15 protein-coding genes and 3 pseudogenes are annotated in these 19,657 nt (G+C 32.7%); 13 read left to right on the top strand and 5 right to left on the bottom strand.

All coding sequences use genetic code 11. From position 1 onward, the window contains the following. The first annotated feature begins 432 nt into the window (after positions 1-432). From KUA55_RS17270 to KUA55_RS17290, 5 genes are all read left to right on the top strand, one after another. On the top strand, positions 433-3,009 hold the full coding sequence (locus KUA55_RS17270) for a mucin-binding protein (RefSeq protein ID WP_218327622.1): 2,577 nt from the start codon (positions 433-435) through the stop codon (positions 3,007-3,009). Between the two features lie 1,118 nt (positions 3,010-4,127). Then, on the top strand, positions 4,128-4,763 hold the full coding sequence (locus KUA55_RS17275; RefSeq protein WP_218327623.1) for a class I SAM-dependent methyltransferase: 636 nt from the start codon (positions 4,128-4,130) through the stop codon (positions 4,761-4,763). Between the two features lie 213 nt (positions 4,764-4,976). Further along, positions 4,977-5,921, top strand: coding sequence for a FecCD family ABC transporter permease (locus KUA55_RS17280; RefSeq protein ID WP_218327624.1), 945 nt, complete (start codon positions 4,977-4,979; stop codon positions 5,919-5,921). Further along, positions 5,918-6,664, top strand: coding sequence for an ABC transporter ATP-binding protein (locus KUA55_RS17285; protein WP_218327625.1), 747 nt, complete (start codon positions 5,918-5,920; stop codon positions 6,662-6,664). Before KUA55_RS17280 ends, KUA55_RS17285 begins: the two co-directional genes overlap by 4 nt. A gap of 12 nt (positions 6,665-6,676) precedes the next feature. Further along, positions 6,677-7,837 (top strand): ABC transporter substrate-binding protein, encoded by a 1,161-nt coding sequence (locus tag KUA55_RS17290; protein WP_218327626.1) that lies wholly within the window; start codon positions 6,677-6,679, stop codon positions 7,835-7,837. 182 nt (positions 7,838-8,019) lie between these two features. Here the strand turns inward: KUA55_RS17290 and KUA55_RS18800 are convergent, their stop codons facing one another. Then, on the bottom strand, positions 8,020-8,142 hold the full coding sequence (locus tag KUA55_RS18800) for a transposase (protein ID WP_425514629.1): 123 nt from the start codon (positions 8,140-8,142) through the stop codon (positions 8,020-8,022). Between the two features lie 141 nt (positions 8,143-8,283). After that, a pseudogene (locus KUA55_RS18670) lies at positions 8,284-8,610 on the bottom strand (transposase). 178 nt (positions 8,611-8,788) lie between these two features. On the opposite strand from KUA55_RS18670, the gene KUA55_RS17305 reads away from it, so the two are divergent. Both KUA55_RS17305 and KUA55_RS18805 read left to right on the top strand, forming a co-directional pair. Continuing rightward, the gene (locus KUA55_RS17305) at positions 8,789-9,070 is read left to right on the top strand and encodes a transposase (protein WP_218327627.1); all 282 of its coding nucleotides are present in this window, start codon (positions 8,789-8,791) and stop codon (positions 9,068-9,070) included. A gap of 139 nt (positions 9,071-9,209) precedes the next feature. After that, positions 9,210-9,746 (top strand): annotated as a pseudogene (locus tag KUA55_RS18805) (hypothetical protein). A 444-nt stretch (positions 9,747-10,190) separates the two neighbouring features. On the opposite strand, the gene KUA55_RS18810 reads toward KUA55_RS18805, so the two are convergent. Together KUA55_RS18810 and KUA55_RS17325 are read right to left on the bottom strand one after the other, a co-directional pair. Beyond that, the gene (locus KUA55_RS18810; protein ID WP_425514631.1) at positions 10,191-10,304 is read right to left on the bottom strand and encodes a type I toxin-antitoxin system Fst family toxin; all 114 of its coding nucleotides are present in this window, start codon (positions 10,302-10,304) and stop codon (positions 10,191-10,193) included. A 415-nt stretch (positions 10,305-10,719) separates the two neighbouring features. Beyond that, the gene (locus KUA55_RS17325; RefSeq protein WP_218327630.1) at positions 10,720-11,634 is read right to left on the bottom strand and encodes a helix-turn-helix transcriptional regulator; all 915 of its coding nucleotides are present in this window, start codon (positions 11,632-11,634) and stop codon (positions 10,720-10,722) included. 148 nt (positions 11,635-11,782) lie between these two features. Here KUA55_RS17325 and KUA55_RS17330 point away from each other — a divergent pair, with 148 nt between their 5' ends. The 5 genes from KUA55_RS17330 to KUA55_RS17350 all read left to right on the top strand — a co-directional run bounded on the left by KUA55_RS17330 (position 11,783) and on the right by KUA55_RS17350 (position 17,703). Next, positions 11,783-13,792, top strand: coding sequence for an oxidoreductase (locus KUA55_RS17330; protein ID WP_218327631.1), 2,010 nt, complete (start codon positions 11,783-11,785; stop codon positions 13,790-13,792). A gap of 659 nt (positions 13,793-14,451) precedes the next feature. Continuing rightward, complete coding sequence (locus KUA55_RS17335; RefSeq protein WP_246601596.1) at positions 14,452-15,270, top strand: MetQ/NlpA family ABC transporter substrate-binding protein; 819 nt, start codon at positions 14,452-14,454, stop codon at positions 15,268-15,270. Continuing rightward, positions 15,263-16,060: a DUF169 domain-containing protein gene (locus tag KUA55_RS17340; protein ID WP_218327632.1), complete on the top strand. Its 798-nt coding sequence runs from the start codon at positions 15,263-15,265 to the stop codon at positions 16,058-16,060. The genes KUA55_RS17335 and KUA55_RS17340 overlap by 8 nt, the downstream gene beginning before the upstream one ends. Positions 16,061-16,069: 9 nt before the next feature. After that, positions 16,070-17,047, top strand: coding sequence for a methionine ABC transporter ATP-binding protein (locus tag KUA55_RS17345; protein ID WP_218327633.1), 978 nt, complete (start codon positions 16,070-16,072; stop codon positions 17,045-17,047). Next, positions 17,047-17,703, top strand: a complete 657-nt coding sequence (locus KUA55_RS17350) for a methionine ABC transporter permease (RefSeq protein WP_218327643.1) — start codon at positions 17,047-17,049, stop codon at positions 17,701-17,703. Before KUA55_RS17345 ends, KUA55_RS17350 begins: the two co-directional genes overlap by 1 nt. A 342-nt stretch (positions 17,704-18,045) precedes the next feature. Here KUA55_RS17350 and KUA55_RS17355 read toward each other — a convergent pair. Next, positions 18,046-18,658: pseudogene (locus KUA55_RS17355) on the bottom strand (recombinase family protein). 788 nt (positions 18,659-19,446) lie between these two features. Between KUA55_RS17355 and KUA55_RS17360 the strand changes: the two are divergent. Then, positions 19,447-19,657 (top strand): hypothetical protein (locus KUA55_RS17360; RefSeq protein WP_218327634.1); only part of this gene is annotated, 211 nt, incomplete at its 3' end.

Below are 19,657 nucleotides of genomic sequence, written 5' to 3' on the forward strand. Positions count from 1 at the left end.
GTAAGTAAAATAATTCCGAATAAATTTCGAAAGTTGATTATAATATCCCTCTAAAGATACATTCTTCTAAAATTGACATACCTATGAATGTCGAGATACGAGTAATAATTGAAATCCCATGAATCGATGTGTTAGGTACCACATTACTTCTACATACAATAATAATGATAAATAGCAAAGTCGGTAAAGTAATACCAATTATAATTTCAGACATACTCTTCTTTATACCTTTCAGTGTAAATAAGTCTATTGTTTTTAACCTTCTAGACCTTTTATAGCAATACTTTTTTGTCAGTAGATAGATTATTGACACAGGAGCCGAGTCAAAATGTAATACAGTAATGAATAAATCATTTATAATTAGGAAACTAACTTATCCTAGTTCAAAAAAATTTAGTAGATTTATTATTGAAAGGATTTAAAGGATTTATTATGAAAAAATATTTTTGTACCTTGGCTTTTTTTTTAGCATTTCTATCAGTGGGACTATTTACTTCATTTTCCAGTAAATCTGTTAAAGCAGTGTCAGCTTATTCAGAAGAATTAATATATAGTGGTTCTTTAGGGACTGTAGATTGGAATTTATCATCTGATGGAACTTTATATTTAGGACCTGGAACTTTACCAACACTAACTAAGAGTCCGTGGAAAGATTATGCACCATTAATAAAGAAAATCACTATTAAAGGAGAAATTACTTCAGGTTCATATTTAAATAATCTTTTTGATGGCTTGAGCAATTTATCTGAAATAGAAAACTTAAATTATATTGACACTTCAAAAACAACACGAATGATGTATGTTTTTAGAAATTGCTATTCCTTAAAATCAGTTGATTTATCAAAATGGGATACTTCAAACGTCGTCACATTTACCTCTATGTTTAACGGTTGCAGAAGTTTAACTTCACTGGATTTATCTAGTTTTAATACAAAGAGTGCAACATCCTACGTTTCTATGTTCAGTGGATGTTCATCTTTAACATACTTAAATATACGTAATTTTAGCGCTTATGGAACCACAACTGCTGTTAGTAAGTATAATATGTTTGATTCGAGCAATAAAGTATTGAATACAATTGTACTGGGAGAAATATCTCCCTTTGTTAAAGAAAGTGGTCTTCCTGAACATACTGCTACTGATAATTATGATGCTAGTTGGACGGGCTTAAATGAGCTTAAAACATATTCTAGTACAAGAGAATTACTTTCCTCATATGATGGTACTATACCAGATACCTATGTGTGGACACCAAAATATTCAGTAATCTTTCATTCAAACAATGGTTCTGGAGTGTATAGTCAACAATATCTTACTTATGGAGTTGAAACAAATCTATCTGCAAATACGTTTACTAATAACGGTGCTACCTTTATAGGTTGGAATACGCAGCCAGATGGTTCAGGTGAAAGTTATGAAGATAAGCAAGAGGTGTCTAGCTTATCCACCGATTTTGGTGGAACGGTGACTTTATATGCTCAGTGGACTGCTAATAACTATATCGTGAAATATGATGCCAACACAGGTACTGGGACTATGGACGATCAAACATTTACCTATGATGTAGGTCAAAATTTAATCACAAACACCTTTACTAAAACTGGTTACACTTTTACAGGTTGGAACACCGCAGCAGATGGTTCGGTTACGACCTACACGGACGGTCAATCGGTCACAAACTTAACTACTGCATCTGGTGGTACAGTTACCTTGTATGCTCAGTGGAAAGCAAATACTGAAAGAGCCACTGTTACTTATATTGATGATACGACAAATACAACACTTTCAACGAAAGTATTGACTGGAGATTACGGGACCACTGATAGCTTTAGAACAGCGACCACAATTGACCGTTATGTGGCTTCTGGATATGAATTAGTTTCTGATAATTATCCAACAAATGGTGTAACGTATACTGAAGAGACTCAAGCATTCGAAGTTCATTTAAAACATGTCTCTGAGGGTACCACTGAGAGGAAAATAATTACTGAAACTATCCATTATGTTTATTCGGATGGATCAGAGGCTTCTAAAGATTACAAAACAAATATCACTTTTATCCGAACTAAAACAACGGATACAGTAACTGGGGACATCACCTACGGAGAATGGACTTCTGTCGAATGGAATACAACCTTTACAGCCGTTATTTCTCCAGACATTATAGGCTATACATCAGATAAAGCACAAATAGATGAAATTACTGGTGTAACGGAAGAAACAGCCGACATTGAAGAAACAGTTACCTATAGCATTAACAAAGAAGAGGCAACCGTTACTTATATTGATGATAAGACAGGTAAGAAAATTGAGACAAATACGGTTTCTGAATTAACAAGTAACCCTATGCTATTAACTGGAGATTATCAATCTGTCAGCAGTTATAGAACCACGGAAACCATACAAGCACTGGTCGCTAAGGGCTATATTCTTGTTTCAGACAGTTATCCATCAGAGGGTGTGGCCTTCTCTGAAAATGATCAAAGTTATGAAGTTCATTTAAAGCATTGCATCACTAGTAAAGAAGAAATAAAGAAAGTAACTGAAGTAATTCATTATGTTTATTCCAACGGGAATAAAGCTGCAGATGATTACACAAATGAATTATTCTTTGTAAGAGAAGTAGATACAGACAGTGTTACTGGAGAAGTAACCAATAAGGATTGGACACCGCAAAGTAGCACATTTGTGGCAGTAAACTCTCCTAGTATTTCAGGTTATACAGCTGATAAATCAGTAGTTGCAGCTGTTGAAAATATTACTGGAGATAGTAGTGATGTAGTGGAAACAGTCACCTATACAAAAAAGCTTGGTGGCAATGACTCAGATAGCTCTAAAGCAATGAAGTCACCTACTAAGTCAACTAAAAAATTTGAGAATGACGGTCAAAGTTATCTACCACAAGCCGGTGAAAAAATTTCTAACTATCTACTATTAGTAGGACTAATTTTGTTAGCTTCATCTTTATATACAATATTCTATAAATATAAAAAAAGAAATAGCTTATAATGTACTTTGTAAGGTAACGAGCCACTTTTTGAGTTATATTAAAATAATTTTTAACTTTTAAAATTTATTATTTTATCCATTAATGCAATTTATAAAAAGTTAAAAAGGCTCCTATACTCGAAATACGAACAAGTTGTTCGCTATAATCTATTAAAGGAGTTTGGTTCCTATGTCAATAATCCGAACAAAATAAAGAGAACGAGTAATATAGTAGTTCCTAGAAATTCTTCATTTTAGTAAAAAAGGAGTCACCTTTTATTACAATCTATCTAAAATGACGAAGAAATGGGAAAGCATAGAATATATTGATCTTTTAGATAATAAAAATTCTTTGAAATTTATTTTTACTGATGGTAATGAGTATGTACTTGATTTGTCTTCAGGTTCACTAAATGTAAAAACGAAGGAAGCCTATGAAAAAATATTTGAGTATTTCTCAAGTATTAAAAATAAGTCTGAATCAGAATAATATAATTATTAGAAGTGGCGCCTATGAGTATACACAAAAGTAACACTTTTTGTTTTTTCAAGATTCATATTCTAAAGTGTCACTTGTAGAGTTATATTGCACTAATTTTAACTGTTAAATTTCATTACTTTATCCACTAGATAAAATGTTTGGTTATATTGATTGATTTATGAAACAAGGAATCTCTCCAGAAATCCTTCACTGGGAAATTCCTCTTTTCTTCTTTTATTTTTTTAGCTGTTTATTAAATCCTTCAATTATATTAGTCATAAGAAAGTCCTTTTATAAAATTTTGGTTCTCGTAACTTTAATTTTACAGAATGGACTTTCTTTTGTTTATACAAACTTTCTATTTACACAAAATATTTTACGCTATCTTTTGTGTACTAGCGTCAGAAAAACTTTTAATAGTTCTTGACATCTAAAAACTGAACAAATATAATATTTTCGGGATAAATGATAATTATTACGCTTTATTCTTTTAAAACGTAATATTTCTGAAATATATTCTTGAAAAGAGAACTAAATAATGGTATCTTTTAAAGTGCTTTAATTGAGAATGATTCTCAATTAAAGCAGAGAGGGGCAAGTTGATTTGGCAAACTTTTTTGAAAATTGGTGGAATAAAGGATCCAATGGAGATGAACAGATGGAAAAAGAACATCAGATGGGTTGGAAAAACATTATTTCCAAAATAGATAATGCAGATATAAAAAATAAAAATATATTAGATTTTGGGTGCAACCGAGGTGGATTTCTTCGCACATTATTTGATAACTATTCTTTTGAATCCGGTGTTGGTGTTGATTTAGCCGAAAAGGCTATTGAAGTCGCCAACGCAAGCGCACTGAACTATCCAATACAATATATTCAAACTAATAATATTCTTTCTTTAGAAAGAAAATTTAATACAGTAATTAGTACTTCAGTGCTATACCTGATAGAGGATTTGCATGAACATTTTGATAAAGTTAATAAAATATTACTGTTAAACGGTGTTTATTATGCATCTTTTACAGATCAAACAAAAAACCCTAGTGAAGAGTATATGATGGAGCAAATAAATTTATACGGCGCTACAAAAATGCAACAGCATACGTTAACAGATGTTGTTGAACTACTTATTAATTATGGTTTTGAGGTTGAACTGAGAAAGGAATATATAGACAACACATATAATGTAACCAACTTTCAAGAATTTTATCTTCGAGTTGAGGATTATATTCAATCACTTAATGAATCTTATTTGATAAAGGCTACAAAGCGTGCAGAATCAAGAACATAAAGAAAAAATGATTATAAATAATGAAACTTTCTTTGTGCACTACTTTTTGCTGCAAAAAGCTATTTAATTAAAGATTTAATTACGTATGATAATAGTCCGAGATTCTCTAGTTTTTCACTACACTGGCAATGGGTGCACTGTTTTTAATGAGGAGGGATTAAAATATATTCAAATTACTTGAACCGCTCCGGTAATAAACTAATTATTATATCTTTGTTAATAGTTGCAATAGTATTATTAAGCTTAATTGATCTCTCAAACGGAGTATATAGTATGGATGTTTTTAATGCATTTACCTCCGTAGATAAGATTGTTCTTTTTAATATGAGATTACCAAAAACTCTCACATGTTTCTTAGTTGGTGCATGCTTAGGCCTCTCAGGTCTATGCATGCAAAACATTTTGAAAAATCCAATTGCTAGTCCATTTACATTAGGCATCTCTTCAGCCGCTAGTTTTGGAGCTTCTCTAAGTATTTTAACTGGTTTTCCATTCCTAATACCGAATTACAATATCCAATTCGGGTCTATTCTCTTTTCGTTTATCGGTTGTGCTTTAATAACTGTCTTTTTAGTTGGAAGACAAGCAACTGCTAATAGGATGGTTCTTATTGGCGTAGCTGTAAATTTCTTTTTTTCAGCTTTACAAGCCTTTGCTCAATATGCTGCTAATGAAAGAGATAGTCAAAAAATAGTTACTTGGATATTCGGCTCTATTTCACGTTCTACATGGGATGGGGTCTTAATAATCTCATTGGGATTATTTATAGCGCTACCTTTAATATATAAAGAATCTTGGAAAGTAAACCTTTTGATGTTTTCTGACGAAAAAGCTCAGAGTATGGGGATCCAAACTACTAGATTAAGGATATATATATTTCTCCTAACATCTTTTGTTACTGCTATAGCAATATCTTATGTGGGTACTATAGGATTTATAGGACTACTTGCACCGCATTTTTCACGTTTATTAGTAGGGAATGATTTTAGATATTCTTGCATAACTTCCATTTTATTTGGATCACTTTTGCTACTATTAGCATCTGTAATTTCAAAAAATATTTTACCAGGTACTATAATACCTGTAGGAATTATAACTAGTATAGTAGGGGTACCTTTTATGTGCGTTGTTGCTTGGAAAGGAGGAAAAACTTATTGACATTGAGTATTAGAGGACTAAGCATAAAAAAAGGACAGAAAAAGATACTTAATGATGTTAATTGCGTCTTTGAAGAAGGAAAACTCTCTTGCATTCTGGGGATTAATGGGTCAGGTAAAAGTATGTTTTTGAAAAGTATAGTAGGTATTGAAAAAGCTAAAGGTGTTATTGATCTCGATATGGAATGCTTAAAAGCAAGTAAATTATCTTATATATCTCAAATGATTGACCAACTATCGGGGATAACTGTATTTGAAGTTGTATTGTATGGTCTATACCCTAACATATCATGGAAAACAACAAATTTGGAAATTACTAAAGTAGAAAGTATTCTAACAGAATTACGTATCCAACATTTAATAAACGAGGATTTTGGAAATTTATCTGGAGGACAGAAGCAATTAGTAATACTAGCGCAAGCTCTAATTAAAAATCCAAGATTACTAATTGCTGATGAGCCGACGTCTGCATTAGATGTTAATAATCAGTTACGCTATCTTGAATTTTTAAAAAAATATATAAAGACAAATAACATAATTGGCATCGTCGTACTTCATGACCTATCTATGGCAACAAGATTTTCTGATAGATTATATATTATGGAACAAGGTAAATTTGTTGATGAAGGTTCTATAGGAGAAGTTCTAAAAAGTAAAGTTCTCGAAAAAACGTTTGGAGTCACTTTGGACCTAATTAAAACAAGCAATGGTTTACTATCCATTGTGCCGATAAATCGAATGTGAGGTAAATATAAAATGTATAAGAAAAAATTCTTAGTCATTATGTTAGCATGCTTAGGTTTAATTTTGTATGCTTGTGGGAAAGATAACGAAACTGAAAGTTTAGATAAAAAAAATTTCCATGAAATTACAGATGTTAGAGGTCGTACAGTGAAGGTTCCTATAGAAGTTGAACGTGCTTATTACCCTTATTACTACGAAAATTTATTAACTGTAGTTGGTCCCAATGCGTTTGATAAAATTAGTGCTACCTCAGTTTATGATACTCAAAACTATTCAAAAGAATTTTATAGGCTTTTGGAAGAAAGCAGTCCAGGACTGAAAGAAACCTTAGATGTTGGATCGACACTCAAAGATGATTTTGATATTGAAAAATTAATAGAATCTAATCCTGATATAGTAATTCTTGCCAACTATCAATATGATGCAATCGGGGAGGCGAATATCAATAATCTTGAATCAATGAATATTCCTGTAGTATTCATTGATTATACGGACCTAAGTATAGAAGCCCATGAAGAATCTACTAGAATACTTGGAGAAATTTTCAATGCAGAAGAACGAGCTTCAGAATTAATAGAAAATTATAAAACTAAAATATCTAGAATTGATGAAGTTGTAAGCTCCATAGCATTGGAAGATAAAAAGAGCGCATTTTTTGAAGTAGTTTATGGCAATACAACTTTCAAAGAATATGGAAAAGCATACGGTAATAGTATGTTAGGTCTATTAGGAAGTCTGGCAGGAGCAGACAATATTTACGGATTATCTGAAATAGATCTTATAGATATAAATCCAGAATTTCTTTTCGAAGAAAATCCCTATGCAATATTTTTAGATGGAGGGAATTTCGCTGATGATAGTTCTGCTTTCATTAAAACAGGTTACTCTGTTTCCAAAAAGGAAACTCAAGAATCAATAAATCGACTAATAAATGATAGAGAAGGCTTTGAGACACTTGAAGCTGTTAAAGAGCAAAGAGTTTTTGCTTTAGACGACGATATTATGCGAACAATGAAAGATTATGTACTCATAGAGTATATTGGAAAACAATTGTACCCTGATAAATTTGTGGATTTTAATCCGGAAGAGGATCTGAAAGAATTTAATAAAGCCTACTTACCTAATTTACCTAACGATAGTTCCTTCATGGTTAAATGGGCTGCAACAGATTAACAATCCTTTCTATTTTTATAACGTAGTATATTTAAGTACACTGTTTAATAGATGAGGCTGGACATAAGTTGGGCCTGTAAAAATTTTTGTGAAAGTTCTTTTTTTCTGTTAAATGTAATCAGTGACTCTATTTTCAAAAAATACGACGAATTGTGACAGAATTTGTCCCCAATTTTGGACCTTCATGGTCCATTTTTTGTAGCATCCATAGTAACGAGGTACAGCATTTTTAGCAATGATTCGTCTGAAGGGAAAATACTTTTCGACTTTGTCGGTTTGCGTAGCTGTCTGTGAAAACCTTCCATTAGTTGCGTATATAATCCGGCGCAAATCTGCGGGATACTTGAAAAAAGTCGCTTATTCTGCCTAATTATCCATCCAACTTTTTATGATAATCGGGTATTTTTTACTCCATTTTCCATCAAATTCACTGAGTCCCTCCGAAGCTAATTCTTCCGTAGAAGCCTTATAATAGGCTCTAAATCCGCAGTTATGGCTTTTAAATCTTTGTACCCGACAAAACGGATACTATTGCGAATTTGATGAACGATACACTTTTGAACTTCAGTTTGTGGGAAAGTTGCTTGAATTACCTCGCTAAAGCCAGTAAGATTGTCTGTGCAAGCAATTAGAATGTCTTAAACTTCGCGATTTTTCAACTCATTTAGCACCATTAACCAAAACTTTGAAGATTCAGATTTACCAATCCAGATACCTAATACTTCTTTATACCCCTCAATTGTTACGCCAAGAACAATGTAGATAGCTCTTATTGCATGAGGTAGTCAATACTCAGACACAAAACAGACACCTGAAAATCAAACAAACATAATTGGCACCACTGAGATTAGCAATTCAACAATATATCAAGACGCTGTTAATGAGCCAGTATACTAAAAGTTGACACATGGATAGAAAACTATCTAAAATTTAGTCGAGGTGTGTATTCCAATGAAATATGAAACATCATTTAAACAACATTGTGTCAACTTAGTGGTTAAAGAAGGCCGAACAAAAGTAAGTGTCACCAAAGAATTTAATTTGAGTCAAGGACTCATCAAAAAATGGATAGATGTCTACGAAACTACTCGTACAGACAAACAATTAGATTTAGAACAACGACAGCGGGAACTTGAGAAAGAAAATAAATTGCTTAAAAAGGAAAATGACTTCCTAAAAAAGCGACCGCCTTCTTTGCCAAGAACCAAAACCTGTAAGATTTGCATTTATTAATATTTCATTCATACTAATTGTTCGTTTTACATATCAATTAGGCCATTTTCTTTGAAAGTCATTTTTTAATAATTTATGGTATTTGAAACAAACATTTGTTAATATATTGTTCGTAACGGAAAAATGTTAGGAGATTAAAATGTGTAAATTAAAGAAATTTGTTTTATTTGGAATTGTTGGAATCACAGGCACTTTGACATTTCAATCAGTAAATGCTGACGCTGCAACTCTTTTAAGAGTGTACAACCCTAATTCAGGTGAACACCATTATACGCTAAGTCTAACTGAGCGAGATAGCTTAGTTCAAGGTGGCTGGAAAAATGAAGGCAATGCATGGTTGGTACCTGATCAAGGAACACCCGTGTATAGATTATATAACCCAAATGCAGGTGATCATCATTATACTTTAGATGATAGCGAGAAAACTTTTTTGGAAAGTTCAGGTTGGAAGTATGAAGGAATCTCTTGGTAATCCGGAGGTTCGACTCCTGTGTATAGATTATATAATCCTAATGCTAAAGCTGGATCTCATCATTATACTTTAAGTTCAACTGAACGAGATAATTTAGTACAAGCCGGATGGAAATCAGAAGGAATTGGATTTTACTCTACTTTTGATGGTACTACAGGTTTCCCAGCACCAAATGGCTGGGGAGTCGATTCTGGGCAATGGTAAAAATCTCATCCAATATTTCATACATTCCTTATGAATTAATTATAATAAATAAATATTCAATAATGTATTAAAGGGTCAAAAACTTAAAAGTTTTTGACTCTTTTAATTTACTCCAAATTAATTAGTCTACACTAGTGTCCAATGATTTACTACTATAAGTGTTACTTTTGGGTATACTTACAGGTGACATTGTTTAAAGTCACAAAAACGGCTAGATTTCAGGTTTTTTTAATAGTTATATGTGTTACTTTTAGGTAGTGAGTATATAGTTATATGCCAATGAAAAACAGACTATGGTAGCAAATTACTATAAATCATGCTATACTTTAATTGCGAAATGTGAAGATTTTTTACATGAGAAACACAAAGGGCAAACCTACGGCGAATAGGTTTGCCCTTCTTTTTACGTTAGTTGCGACTGCTAACGTGTGTGTTGGTAGCAACTTACTTACGGTTATCGTCTTTCTCGTCCAACATACGAGAAATCCATTCTAGAACCAATCCGACGAAGATTGGTGCAATAACCAATGCGAAGATTTTATCAATCAAGAGAAACACCCCACTTTCGGGGCAAGTTGCCAAGATTTATTATAGCACGCATTTTAAAAGATGCATTGATTACCAAGAGGCAATGAACATTTTCTTGTAATCTTATATAACCACAAAAAAATTAATCATAATTAAATAGAAGTTTGTCCATTATAGGTATACTTATAGTGGACTTTTTATTTTGTTAATTTTGCAACAACTTCAATAGTCTATTTTACTTGTCAATTAAATATAAAGCTTAAAATTTGATTTTCGTTCAGAATGTTAGGTAAATAAGGGAATTCTCCTTTTCCGTCAAGATGCTCTTGAACGATTTTTAGTTTGAATTCAAAACTATATTTAGCCTTAAAATACCAATATCTGCAAATTAGATTTTTGGTCTAATTTTTGGGGGAGGTACAATTTTCAGAAGTGATTTCTCTTTTTAATTTAATAAACATTTTTTTGTTCTTTCTTTTAATTTATGTTGTTTTTTTCGGTATAGAGAAGGTGTGCATTTGTATTTATGTTTAAAAGATCGACTAAAATGTGAACTATCATAAAAGCCATATTTTGTTGCAATATCTATAATTGCTGTGTGACCGAATGCTAATTCTTGACTAGCAGCTATTAAACGTTTATTTGATAGATACTTAGAAAAAGTCAATTGTTTTTGGCTAAATGCCTTTTGAATAGTACGAGGCGATTTTGAAAAAGCACTTGCAACTGATTCTAAAGAAAGAGAAGTTTCAAAAATATTTTGATTAATATAATCAGTTAGTTGTAGAAAAAATTCCTTGGTTTCCGATTGTGTTTCATTTAGCCATTCAGCAATTAAAACAATTAGATTCATAAGTACTAGTTTTTTTTGATAATCAGATAAATGGTGTAACTCTTGTTCTGCATGAAGAATTTCTGTAAAAATGATTTTCCCCAATCCCGTTTTACAAGTAAGTTTGTCTCCGTGATGATTAAAATTGGTAATTTTAGGTGCTAAGATTTCTTTAGGAATTAAAAAGTTAATTCCAGTGGAAGGTGTTTTTCGTTCATAGAAACCAGCATTTTTCGGTTGAAAAAGGAAACATTCTTCTTGAGAAAGTAAGATTTTATCTTGATTCATATGATAGAGCTCGGACCCACTGAATAAAAATCGCAAGCCATAGTGAATAGATTCACCATGCGTATCATAAAATAATCCAGTTGACGGTAGGTTTTCACTATAGGTTATAATCAGATGATCAATCAAATGTAAGCGTGTGTTAGTGGAGTAACCATAGCCATCTAAAGAATAATGTAAGTTTAAAAGATTGAGATAATCACTGTACTCTTGGACATTATCAAAAACCAAATCTTGTGACATCTTTTCCACATCCTTCGCCATAATACCGAAAAAATTTCATTTATGTACAATTATTATAGTTCACATGTTGATAGGATACAAAGGAAAGGAAGATATTTTCTTATTATTTGTGAATGATGAAACAAATGAAATTATAGGAGGGATTTATGTGGCAACGAACTATCAAGAATTGTTTGAACCATTTAAGATTGGGTCAGTTGAAATTAAAAACAAATATTTCATGGCACCAATGGGAACTTTGTCAAATGTTGATGAGCAAAATGCCTATACACCAGATGCAGTAGAATATTTTGCCCGCAGAGCAAGAGGCGGTGTTGGATTGATTATTACAGGAGCAAATTGGGTAGATAATGAAATCGAACAGCATGAAAATGCCATGTTTCCATATCCCAATGGTAATCCTAATTATTATGAAAAAATGGCTGTAGAAATTACTGATAAGATCCATCCATTTGGAACAAAAATTTTCATGCAATTAACCGCTGGTTTAGGTCGTAGTGCAGTTCCGGGTGCAGTCGAAAATAATGCATTTATTGCTCCCTCTAAAACAGTCAATCGCTGGATTGATAAAGACTGTCGAGAGCTGACAACAGATGAAGTCGATCAAATCGTCGTTGATTTTGGGAAAGCAGCAGCTATTGCGAAAAAAACTGGTTTTGATGGTGTAGAAATTCATGCGATGCATGAAGGTTATCTATTGGATTGTTTCACTATGAAATTATTTAATCAGCGAACAGATAAATATGGTGGCGCAACTATTGAGGAACGAATCGCTTTTCCAGTTGCTGTAGTTAAAGAAATTAAAAAAGTTTGTGGTGAAGATTTTCCCGTAATTTTACGATTCTCCATTAAAAGCTATATTAAACAATTGCGTCAAGGAGGGCTTCCAGACGAAAATTTTGAGGAATTAGGCCGAGACATTGAAGAATCTTTAAAAGCAGCTCCTTTATTAGAAGCTGCTGGGTATGATGCATTTGATGCAGATGCAGGAAGCTATGATTCTTGGTATTGGGCTCATCCACCTATGTATTTTAATAAAGGTATGTATTTACCGTTAACAGAACAACTAAAGAAAGTTGTCTCGGTTCCAGTGATGGTGGCGGGTCGAATGGATGATCCCGATTTGGCTGTAGATGCTTTAAAAAATGGAAAATTAGATGCAGTTGGTTTAGCCCGACCATTATTAACGGATGAGAACTATGTAAATAAAGTTTTCGTAAATAATTTAGCGGATATCCGTCCGTGTCTCGGTTGTCATGATGGTTGCTTTGGTCGAGCATCCTCTGGAGGTCGTGGTTCTTGTGCAGTAAATCCAGAGTGTGGGCGAGAACCATTTGTTATGCTTGAAAAAACAACGGAACCGAAAAAAGTGGTTATTGTCGGTGGCGGACCTGCCGGTTTAGAAGCAGCACGTGTAGCCGCATTAAGAGGTCACAAAGTAGTTTTATTTGAATCGACAGAAAAAGTTGGCGGTAATTTAAACATTGGTGGACAACCTTCATTTAAACATGATGATTTAGATTTGGCTGCTTGGTATCGTCATCAGATGAACAAATATCAAGTAACTATTCAATTGAACACAAAAGCAACTAAACAAAATGTACTAGCTGAAAAACCTGATGTGATATTGACAGCGGAAGGTTCAAAACCAGTTTTGCCACCAATTAATGGCCTTGATCAAGAAAATATTTTTCTAGCCGAAGACGTACTGACAGGTAAGAAAAAAGTAGGGGAACATACTTTAATTATTGGTGGTGGCTTAGTCGGATGTGAACTAGCCTTGCATTTAGTAAAAGATCAAGGAAAACAAGCAACAATTGTTGAAGCTTTACCAGGTTTATTAATGTCTGGACCAAGTTTACCTCCTATGAATTATTGGATGCTTACTGATTTATTGAACTTCCATAAAGTACAACAATTGGTCAGCAGCAAAGTAATGAAGATTACAGGTCATACAGTTTTGATTGAACAAAAAGATGAGAAAAAAGAATTGCAGGTAGACAACGTCGTTTTAGCAGTTGGGTATCGATCTGTTTCTTCGTTGTTTGAAGAATTAAAATCAGAATCACCTTATGTATACAACATCGGTGATAGTAAAAAAGTCCGCAATATTCGTGCTGCTATTTGGGATGGATTTGAAGTTGCTCGTAATATTTAATGTAAAATTAAAAGTCATGTAAAAAAATCATTGAAAGAATGCTATTTGAATAATTCTATTTAGAAAAATTACAGATTTCTTTCGTTTCGAATTGATGATATGTTATCTTACTGAGTTAATCCATAAACGTTTAATCTGTTCAAAGAATAAAAAAAGAAGGCCTTCAAAATTTCAAACTAGTAAAAATCATATCTTCGATAATTATCACGACAATCAAAAATATACAACAAAGGGGTCAGAAACTTAAAAAGTTTTTGACCCTTTGTTTTTTTCTTGATATGCATGAGTTTGATTGGTGTCAAAAACTTATGTCCAGAAATACGATAGAATATCGTCTATTCAGGGATATTATTGTTTTACTAGCAGTGATTTTTCAGACTTTTTTTGTAAAGGTGGATTAATCTATTAAAATCTACGATTATTAAAAATTTATAAGACTTAATTTTATCATACCAAAAAAAATGAAATAGTTAAAACATATTGCTTATAAGAAAAAATTCCCTATAATAATTAATGAATAAAATAAAGAGGAAAGGGTGATTCTATGAAAACATCTAACAAGTTTTTTTGATGCAACAGATTTTTTAGAGTTCCTAAAAGAGTAAAAGTTTCATCCTTAAATGTGAATGATTGAACAAAAAATGAATGGAGAAGATAAAATGTTGAAAAAAAGTTTACTCGTATTAAGCATGTTTCTAGGTTTGTTATTATTAGTAGCTTGTGGTAACTCTTCATCAAATAGCAAAGAGGGTAATTCAGAGAAGAAAGACATTCGAATTGCCTGTAACTCGGTTTCAGAAGCTTCTTTAAAAGCAGCGAAAGCTTCAATGAAAAAAGCTGGTTATAATCCTGAGTTTGTTGTTTTTTCTAATAATATTGAAGCACTTCAAGCCGTTCAAGATGGCAATTGTGATGCTTCTTTTGCCCAACATGAACCCTTTATGAAATCTTTTAATAAACAAAAAGGTGGCGATTTATCGATGATGAAGCCACATGTGTATTATACAGGAATCGGCTTATATTCAAACAAATATGATAACATTGATGATTTACCTGACGGTGCTCAAATTGCGATTATGAATGATGCAATGAATCGGGACAATTCGTTATTAATGATGCAAGATGCTGGTTTGATTAAATTGACCGATAGCAAAAAATCAGGTTTTACTACCATAGACATCGTAGAAAATCCTAAAAACTTTAATTTTGTAGAAATCGAACAAGCTCAAACAGTTCGTAGTTTAGAAGATTTAGATGCAGCAACTTGTTTCTTTACCTTCATGTTTAACTCTGGAAAAGATTACGAAGACTATTTGATTCGTGACCAACATGCAAAAGATTTTCCGATTAGTTTAATTGTTAAAACAGAAAATAAAAACAGTGATTGGGCGAAATCAATTAACGATTCCTTTACAACTAAAGAAAGTAAGAAAGGTATTAATGGTCACTTCAAAGGAGTATTTACCTTCTATGAATAATTATTTAAAATTAAATCAACGTTTAAATACTTTGTTAAACCTGGAGCGAAAAATTGTCGGCGTAACTTTTTTGAAGGACGAAGAGACTTTTAAAGAACATCCTGCTACTAGTTTTAAAAATATGATGCCCTATTGTCAAAGCATTAAAAAAGCGACAGAAGGTTATGATTTCAAACTAACAGCTAAAAATTTCGCCTGTCTGGCATCGGCTGTGGCGATGGGCTTGATTCCCAATGATGACTATAGTTCTAGCGGGAGAAAACATACCGATATGGGTTGTTATCAAGATATTGATACCAGTAAATCAATCGCAGACGACATGGTTTATGTGAAAGAAAAAAATTACGGTGTGGCGATTCAACCGATTGAAAAATGGCAAGGGAACCCAGACGTTGTGGTGCTTATTACGACGCCGTTTAATGCGATGAGGATGATTCAAGGAAATGCTTATTTTGAGGGGCAGCTAAAAAATATTAAATTAGCTGGAATGCAGGCAATTTGCCAAGAGGCGACATCTTATCCCTTCGTCACCGATCAAATTAATATTTCCATGATGTGCTCAGGCACTCGTTATGTTGCCCAATGGAAAGATGAAGAACTTGCGATTGGGGTACCATTTAACAAATTCGAGAAAATGATTCGTGGAATTGAAGCGACTCTGAATCCAATGGAATTAAGAGAAAAGAAAAAAATTATCGAAGAAAAATTGACACAAACAAATAATCTGAATTATGACGTGAAGAAAAATCAAAATTATTTTAAAGGTGCCTACACAGGCATAAAAAAATAGGCAAATCAAATGGAGATAAACATTGAACATCTTGTCAAAAGTTATCAAGCAACAAATGTTTTAAAAGATATTAATTTAACCATCGCAGACGGCGAAATCGTTGGTATTTTAGGTGTCAGTGGTGCGGGGAAATCGACGTTACTTCGTTGTATCAACGGGCTAGAAAGTTACCAAAGTGGCTCGATTCATTTAAATCAACAGAATTTGGAAGAGTCGACTGAAGAAGAGAAACGGTTACTTAAGAAGAAAATGGGCATGATTTTTCAAGGGAATTCTTTGATGGAACAGAAGTCGATCTTTAAAAATGTGGCTTTACCAATGGAGTGTAATGGTTTTTCAAAGACTGAAATTCAAACAAAGGTATCTTCAATTTTAAGTGAATTAGGTTTAGCGGATAAAACACAGATGAAACCAAAACAATTATCTGGCGGCCAAAAGCAACGAGTCGCAATCGCTAGAGCTTTAACAATGAATCCTGAAATTTTATTATGTGACGAAGCGACATCTGCCTTAGATTGTGGTATCACTAATGAAATTTTAGATTTATTGCAAGACTTAAACCAAAAATACGGTTTGACCATCATCATGGTGACCCATCAAATAGAAGTTGTTAAGAGAATCTGCCATGAAGTCGCTCTAATCAATGCAGGAAGTATCGTCGAAAAAGGCCCAGTTAAGGATGTTTTCTTTAAACGTTCTGGCTATTTACAAGAAATTCTAGGTGAAGATAGTCAAAATTTATATCCTGAAAAAGTCGGCAAAGTTTATATCAAAGTCCAAATGAATTTGGCAGAAAACAATATTTTCTCGTTATTTCGAAGTAAAAATATTAGCGACTACCAATTGGTTTCCGCTGAAACCGATCAATTTTCCTTTGGTGAATTAAGCACGCTGACCCTCATAATTAAACAATCAGATTTAACCGTGGTGAAAGATTGCTTCACTGAATCAGCCCACGAATTTCAGCTAGTGGGAGGGAACAAATGATGGATACCGTTGTATTAATCAGCCAAATTTTGTGGCCAAATTTAATTAGTACCTTTTCAATGGTCTTGTTTTCTTCGATACTGGCGACTATTTGGGGATTTCTTTTAGCAATTGGTTTAATTATCACCAATAAAAAAGGGCTGAGACCAAATCGTCACATCTATGGCATAATGAATTTATTCGTGAATATTGTGCGGTCTTTTCCCTTTATTATTTTGATGGTGGCTCTGATGCCTATGACCCGTATTTTAGTCGGTACTACCATCGGAACAGCCGCCGCAATTGTTCCACTGACTTTTGCCATGACACCTTATGTCGCAAGATTATTTGAAAATAATTTACTAGAAATCAATCCTTACACCATCGAAGCAGCTAAATCCTTTGGTGCCACAAACTTACAAATTATTTTCAAAGTAATGTTGGTAGAAGCTCTTCCCAGCATGATTTCCAGTTTAACCTTGGCAATTATTTCAGTCTTAGGTTACACAGCGATGGCTGGAACCGTTGGGGCTGGAGGGCTAGGAGCTGTTGCGATAACTTACGGTTACCAAAATTTCGATAATAAAATTATGTACAGCACGGTCTTAGTTATAATTATTTTTGTAGAAATTGTTCAATTGATTGGCACGCAAGTTTATAAGAAAGTAAAGGTTTAATTAAAGATACGTTCCTATTGAAAATTTTTATTAAATGCCCGTACTGAACGTAAAGGGCGAAATCCACAACAAGAGACGAAATTACAATCCCTAAAAAGGAAGTAGCAACATTTAAAGTAAGATACAACTAAGAGATTCTGTAAAATAAAGCTACCACATAACTCTCGTTTTTGACGAGAGTTTTTTTATTGTATGTAAAAAAGCATATTGTTTCCCTGATTATTACCAGCATACCCAAAGGTAACGCTTTTTATTTTTCAAAGAATCTTATTTTACCGGTGTCATTTTTTGTCATTTTTGCAGATGAGTTGCAGACAGAAATAATTAAAAAAAACTACGTACCTAATTCATGGCTGCGTAGTCTTTTTGGATTCGATAAACTGTTTGATGTGTATCACCATAATCTTTAGCAATTTCGAGATTGCCGTCCCTTTTTCTAATTCGTCTACAATATTTCGATAAACTGCACGTCGTTGAAGATTTTTAGCATTAGGCTCATATAACTTTGGTCTTCCTTTGTACACACCATTGCTTTTAGCAATGTTTATCCCCTGTGTCTGTCTTCTTTTAGACTCAGTTCTTTCTTGTTCCGATATCATAGCCAATATTTGAACAATTAAATCTTTGATAAAACGATCTAATAGAGGATTACCAATTGCTTCAGCCATAATTGGAAGTCTTGTAATAACGAGTTTTACATTTTTCTGTTTTAGATAATTTACAGTCTGGATAACTTCATCATAATTTCTCCCTAAACGGTCAATTGCTTCAACCATAAATGTATCTTCTTCTCGAACAAAATTTAAAGCTTCTTGAAAAATTGGACGTTGCTCAATTGTGGCGCCTGATTTTTTTCTACAAAAATTTTTTCAGCACCAAATTTTTCTAGAGAATCAATTTGCCTTTCCAAATTTTGGTCGATTGTTGAAACTCGTGCATATGCAATTTTAAAAATATCACCTTTTCAAAATTTCTATCATACACCCTAATCATACAACAGAAATCTAGATTTCCTATATATTTATGTTGTCTATTTAAGGTACGCTCTAAATAGACATCGCTAGAGCTGATAAAAATTATAATACCTCAAGTTTAGTATTTCTTATTACGATAAATGTTGTGGGTAGTGTAAATTACCAAATAAAAATTACATTATAACTTTTAAAGTGATTATTGTTCATTAATACGTGTCAAAATCTATGTTTCATTAATCTGTACAGATAAAGTTATCATACATCCGTTGTTAAGAATGATTGTTTATTTGAAAATAGGATACAATGAGGTTTTGAACGGATTACAAACTTTAGATATACAAAAGATAGTTTAAATAAATTAAGTTGCGAAAGAAATTCATCATTCATATATCTGGAGCAAGAAGTTACCGGAATGGTAGATATTATTTCTATTGTCTACTGGTAAATCTAGTTCTATAAGCCAGTAAATATTTCTTAAATTTATGACATATGATGCACAAGGGAAATGAAGTCTCATATTTTTGAATATTCATATCATTTTTATTGTGACTTACAAAAAAATAGAATAAAATACTAAAGAGATTCATAATTTTACTATATCTTCTCAAAAAAAGGAAAGGAAAACAAATAGAATGTATTAAAGTGGTCTTCAAAATGAGGTTATATGATATTTGGGTTAATTAAAAATCAATCCATTTAATCTTGAGTACTCAGATAGTGAATTCTTAATCTCAATCAAAATATCAAAAAAGTTATAAGGGGAGAACTAATGAAAAAAAGATATTTATTTTCTTTACTATTACTTGCTATAATGCTATTTTTGTTTCCAAAAATTTCCAATGCAGAAGTCATGACATCTACATGGGGAACGGCTCCAATATCCTTTGATACTGATACACAAACAATGACTGTTGATTCAGGTGAACTGAGTAATTCCGGCTATCCTGTAGATATTTTTAATCAAACAAAGAAAATTGTTT

The organism is Enterococcus alishanensis (assembly GCF_019218635.1).
Lineage (GTDB): Bacteria > Bacillota > Bacilli > Lactobacillales > Enterococcaceae > Enterococcus_A > Enterococcus_A alishanensis.

What these genes read in the sequence shown, in the direction of transcription:
- KUA55_RS17270 (WP_218327622.1), top strand. Translation starts at nt 433, where the DNA reads ATGAAAAAATATTTTTGTACCTTGGCTTTTTTTTTAGCATTTCTATCA.
- KUA55_RS17325 (WP_218327630.1), bottom strand. Translation starts at nt 11,634, where the DNA reads ATGTCACAAGATTTGGTTTTTGATAATGTCCAAGAGTACAGTGATTAT.
- KUA55_RS17290 (WP_218327626.1), top strand. Translation starts at nt 6,677, where the DNA reads ATGTATAAGAAAAAATTCTTAGTCATTATGTTAGCATGCTTAGGTTTA.
- KUA55_RS17350 (WP_218327643.1), top strand. Translation starts at nt 17,047, where the DNA reads ATGGATACCGTTGTATTAATCAGCCAAATTTTGTGGCCAAATTTAATT.
- KUA55_RS17340 (WP_218327632.1), top strand. Translation starts at nt 15,263, where the DNA reads ATGAATAATTATTTAAAATTAAATCAACGTTTAAATACTTTGTTAAAC.
- KUA55_RS17345 (WP_218327633.1), top strand. Translation starts at nt 16,070, where the DNA reads ATGGAGATAAACATTGAACATCTTGTCAAAAGTTATCAAGCAACAAAT.
- KUA55_RS17275 (WP_218327623.1), top strand. Translation starts at nt 4,128, where the DNA reads ATGGAAAAAGAACATCAGATGGGTTGGAAAAACATTATTTCCAAAATA.
- KUA55_RS17335 (WP_246601596.1), top strand. Translation starts at nt 14,452, where the DNA reads ATGTTGAAAAAAAGTTTACTCGTATTAAGCATGTTTCTAGGTTTGTTA.
- KUA55_RS18800 (WP_425514629.1), bottom strand. Translation starts at nt 8,142, where the DNA reads ATGGAAGGTTTTCACAGACAGCTACGCAAACCGACAAAGTCGAAAAGT.
- KUA55_RS17305 (WP_218327627.1), top strand. Translation starts at nt 8,789, where the DNA reads ATGAAATATGAAACATCATTTAAACAACATTGTGTCAACTTAGTGGTT.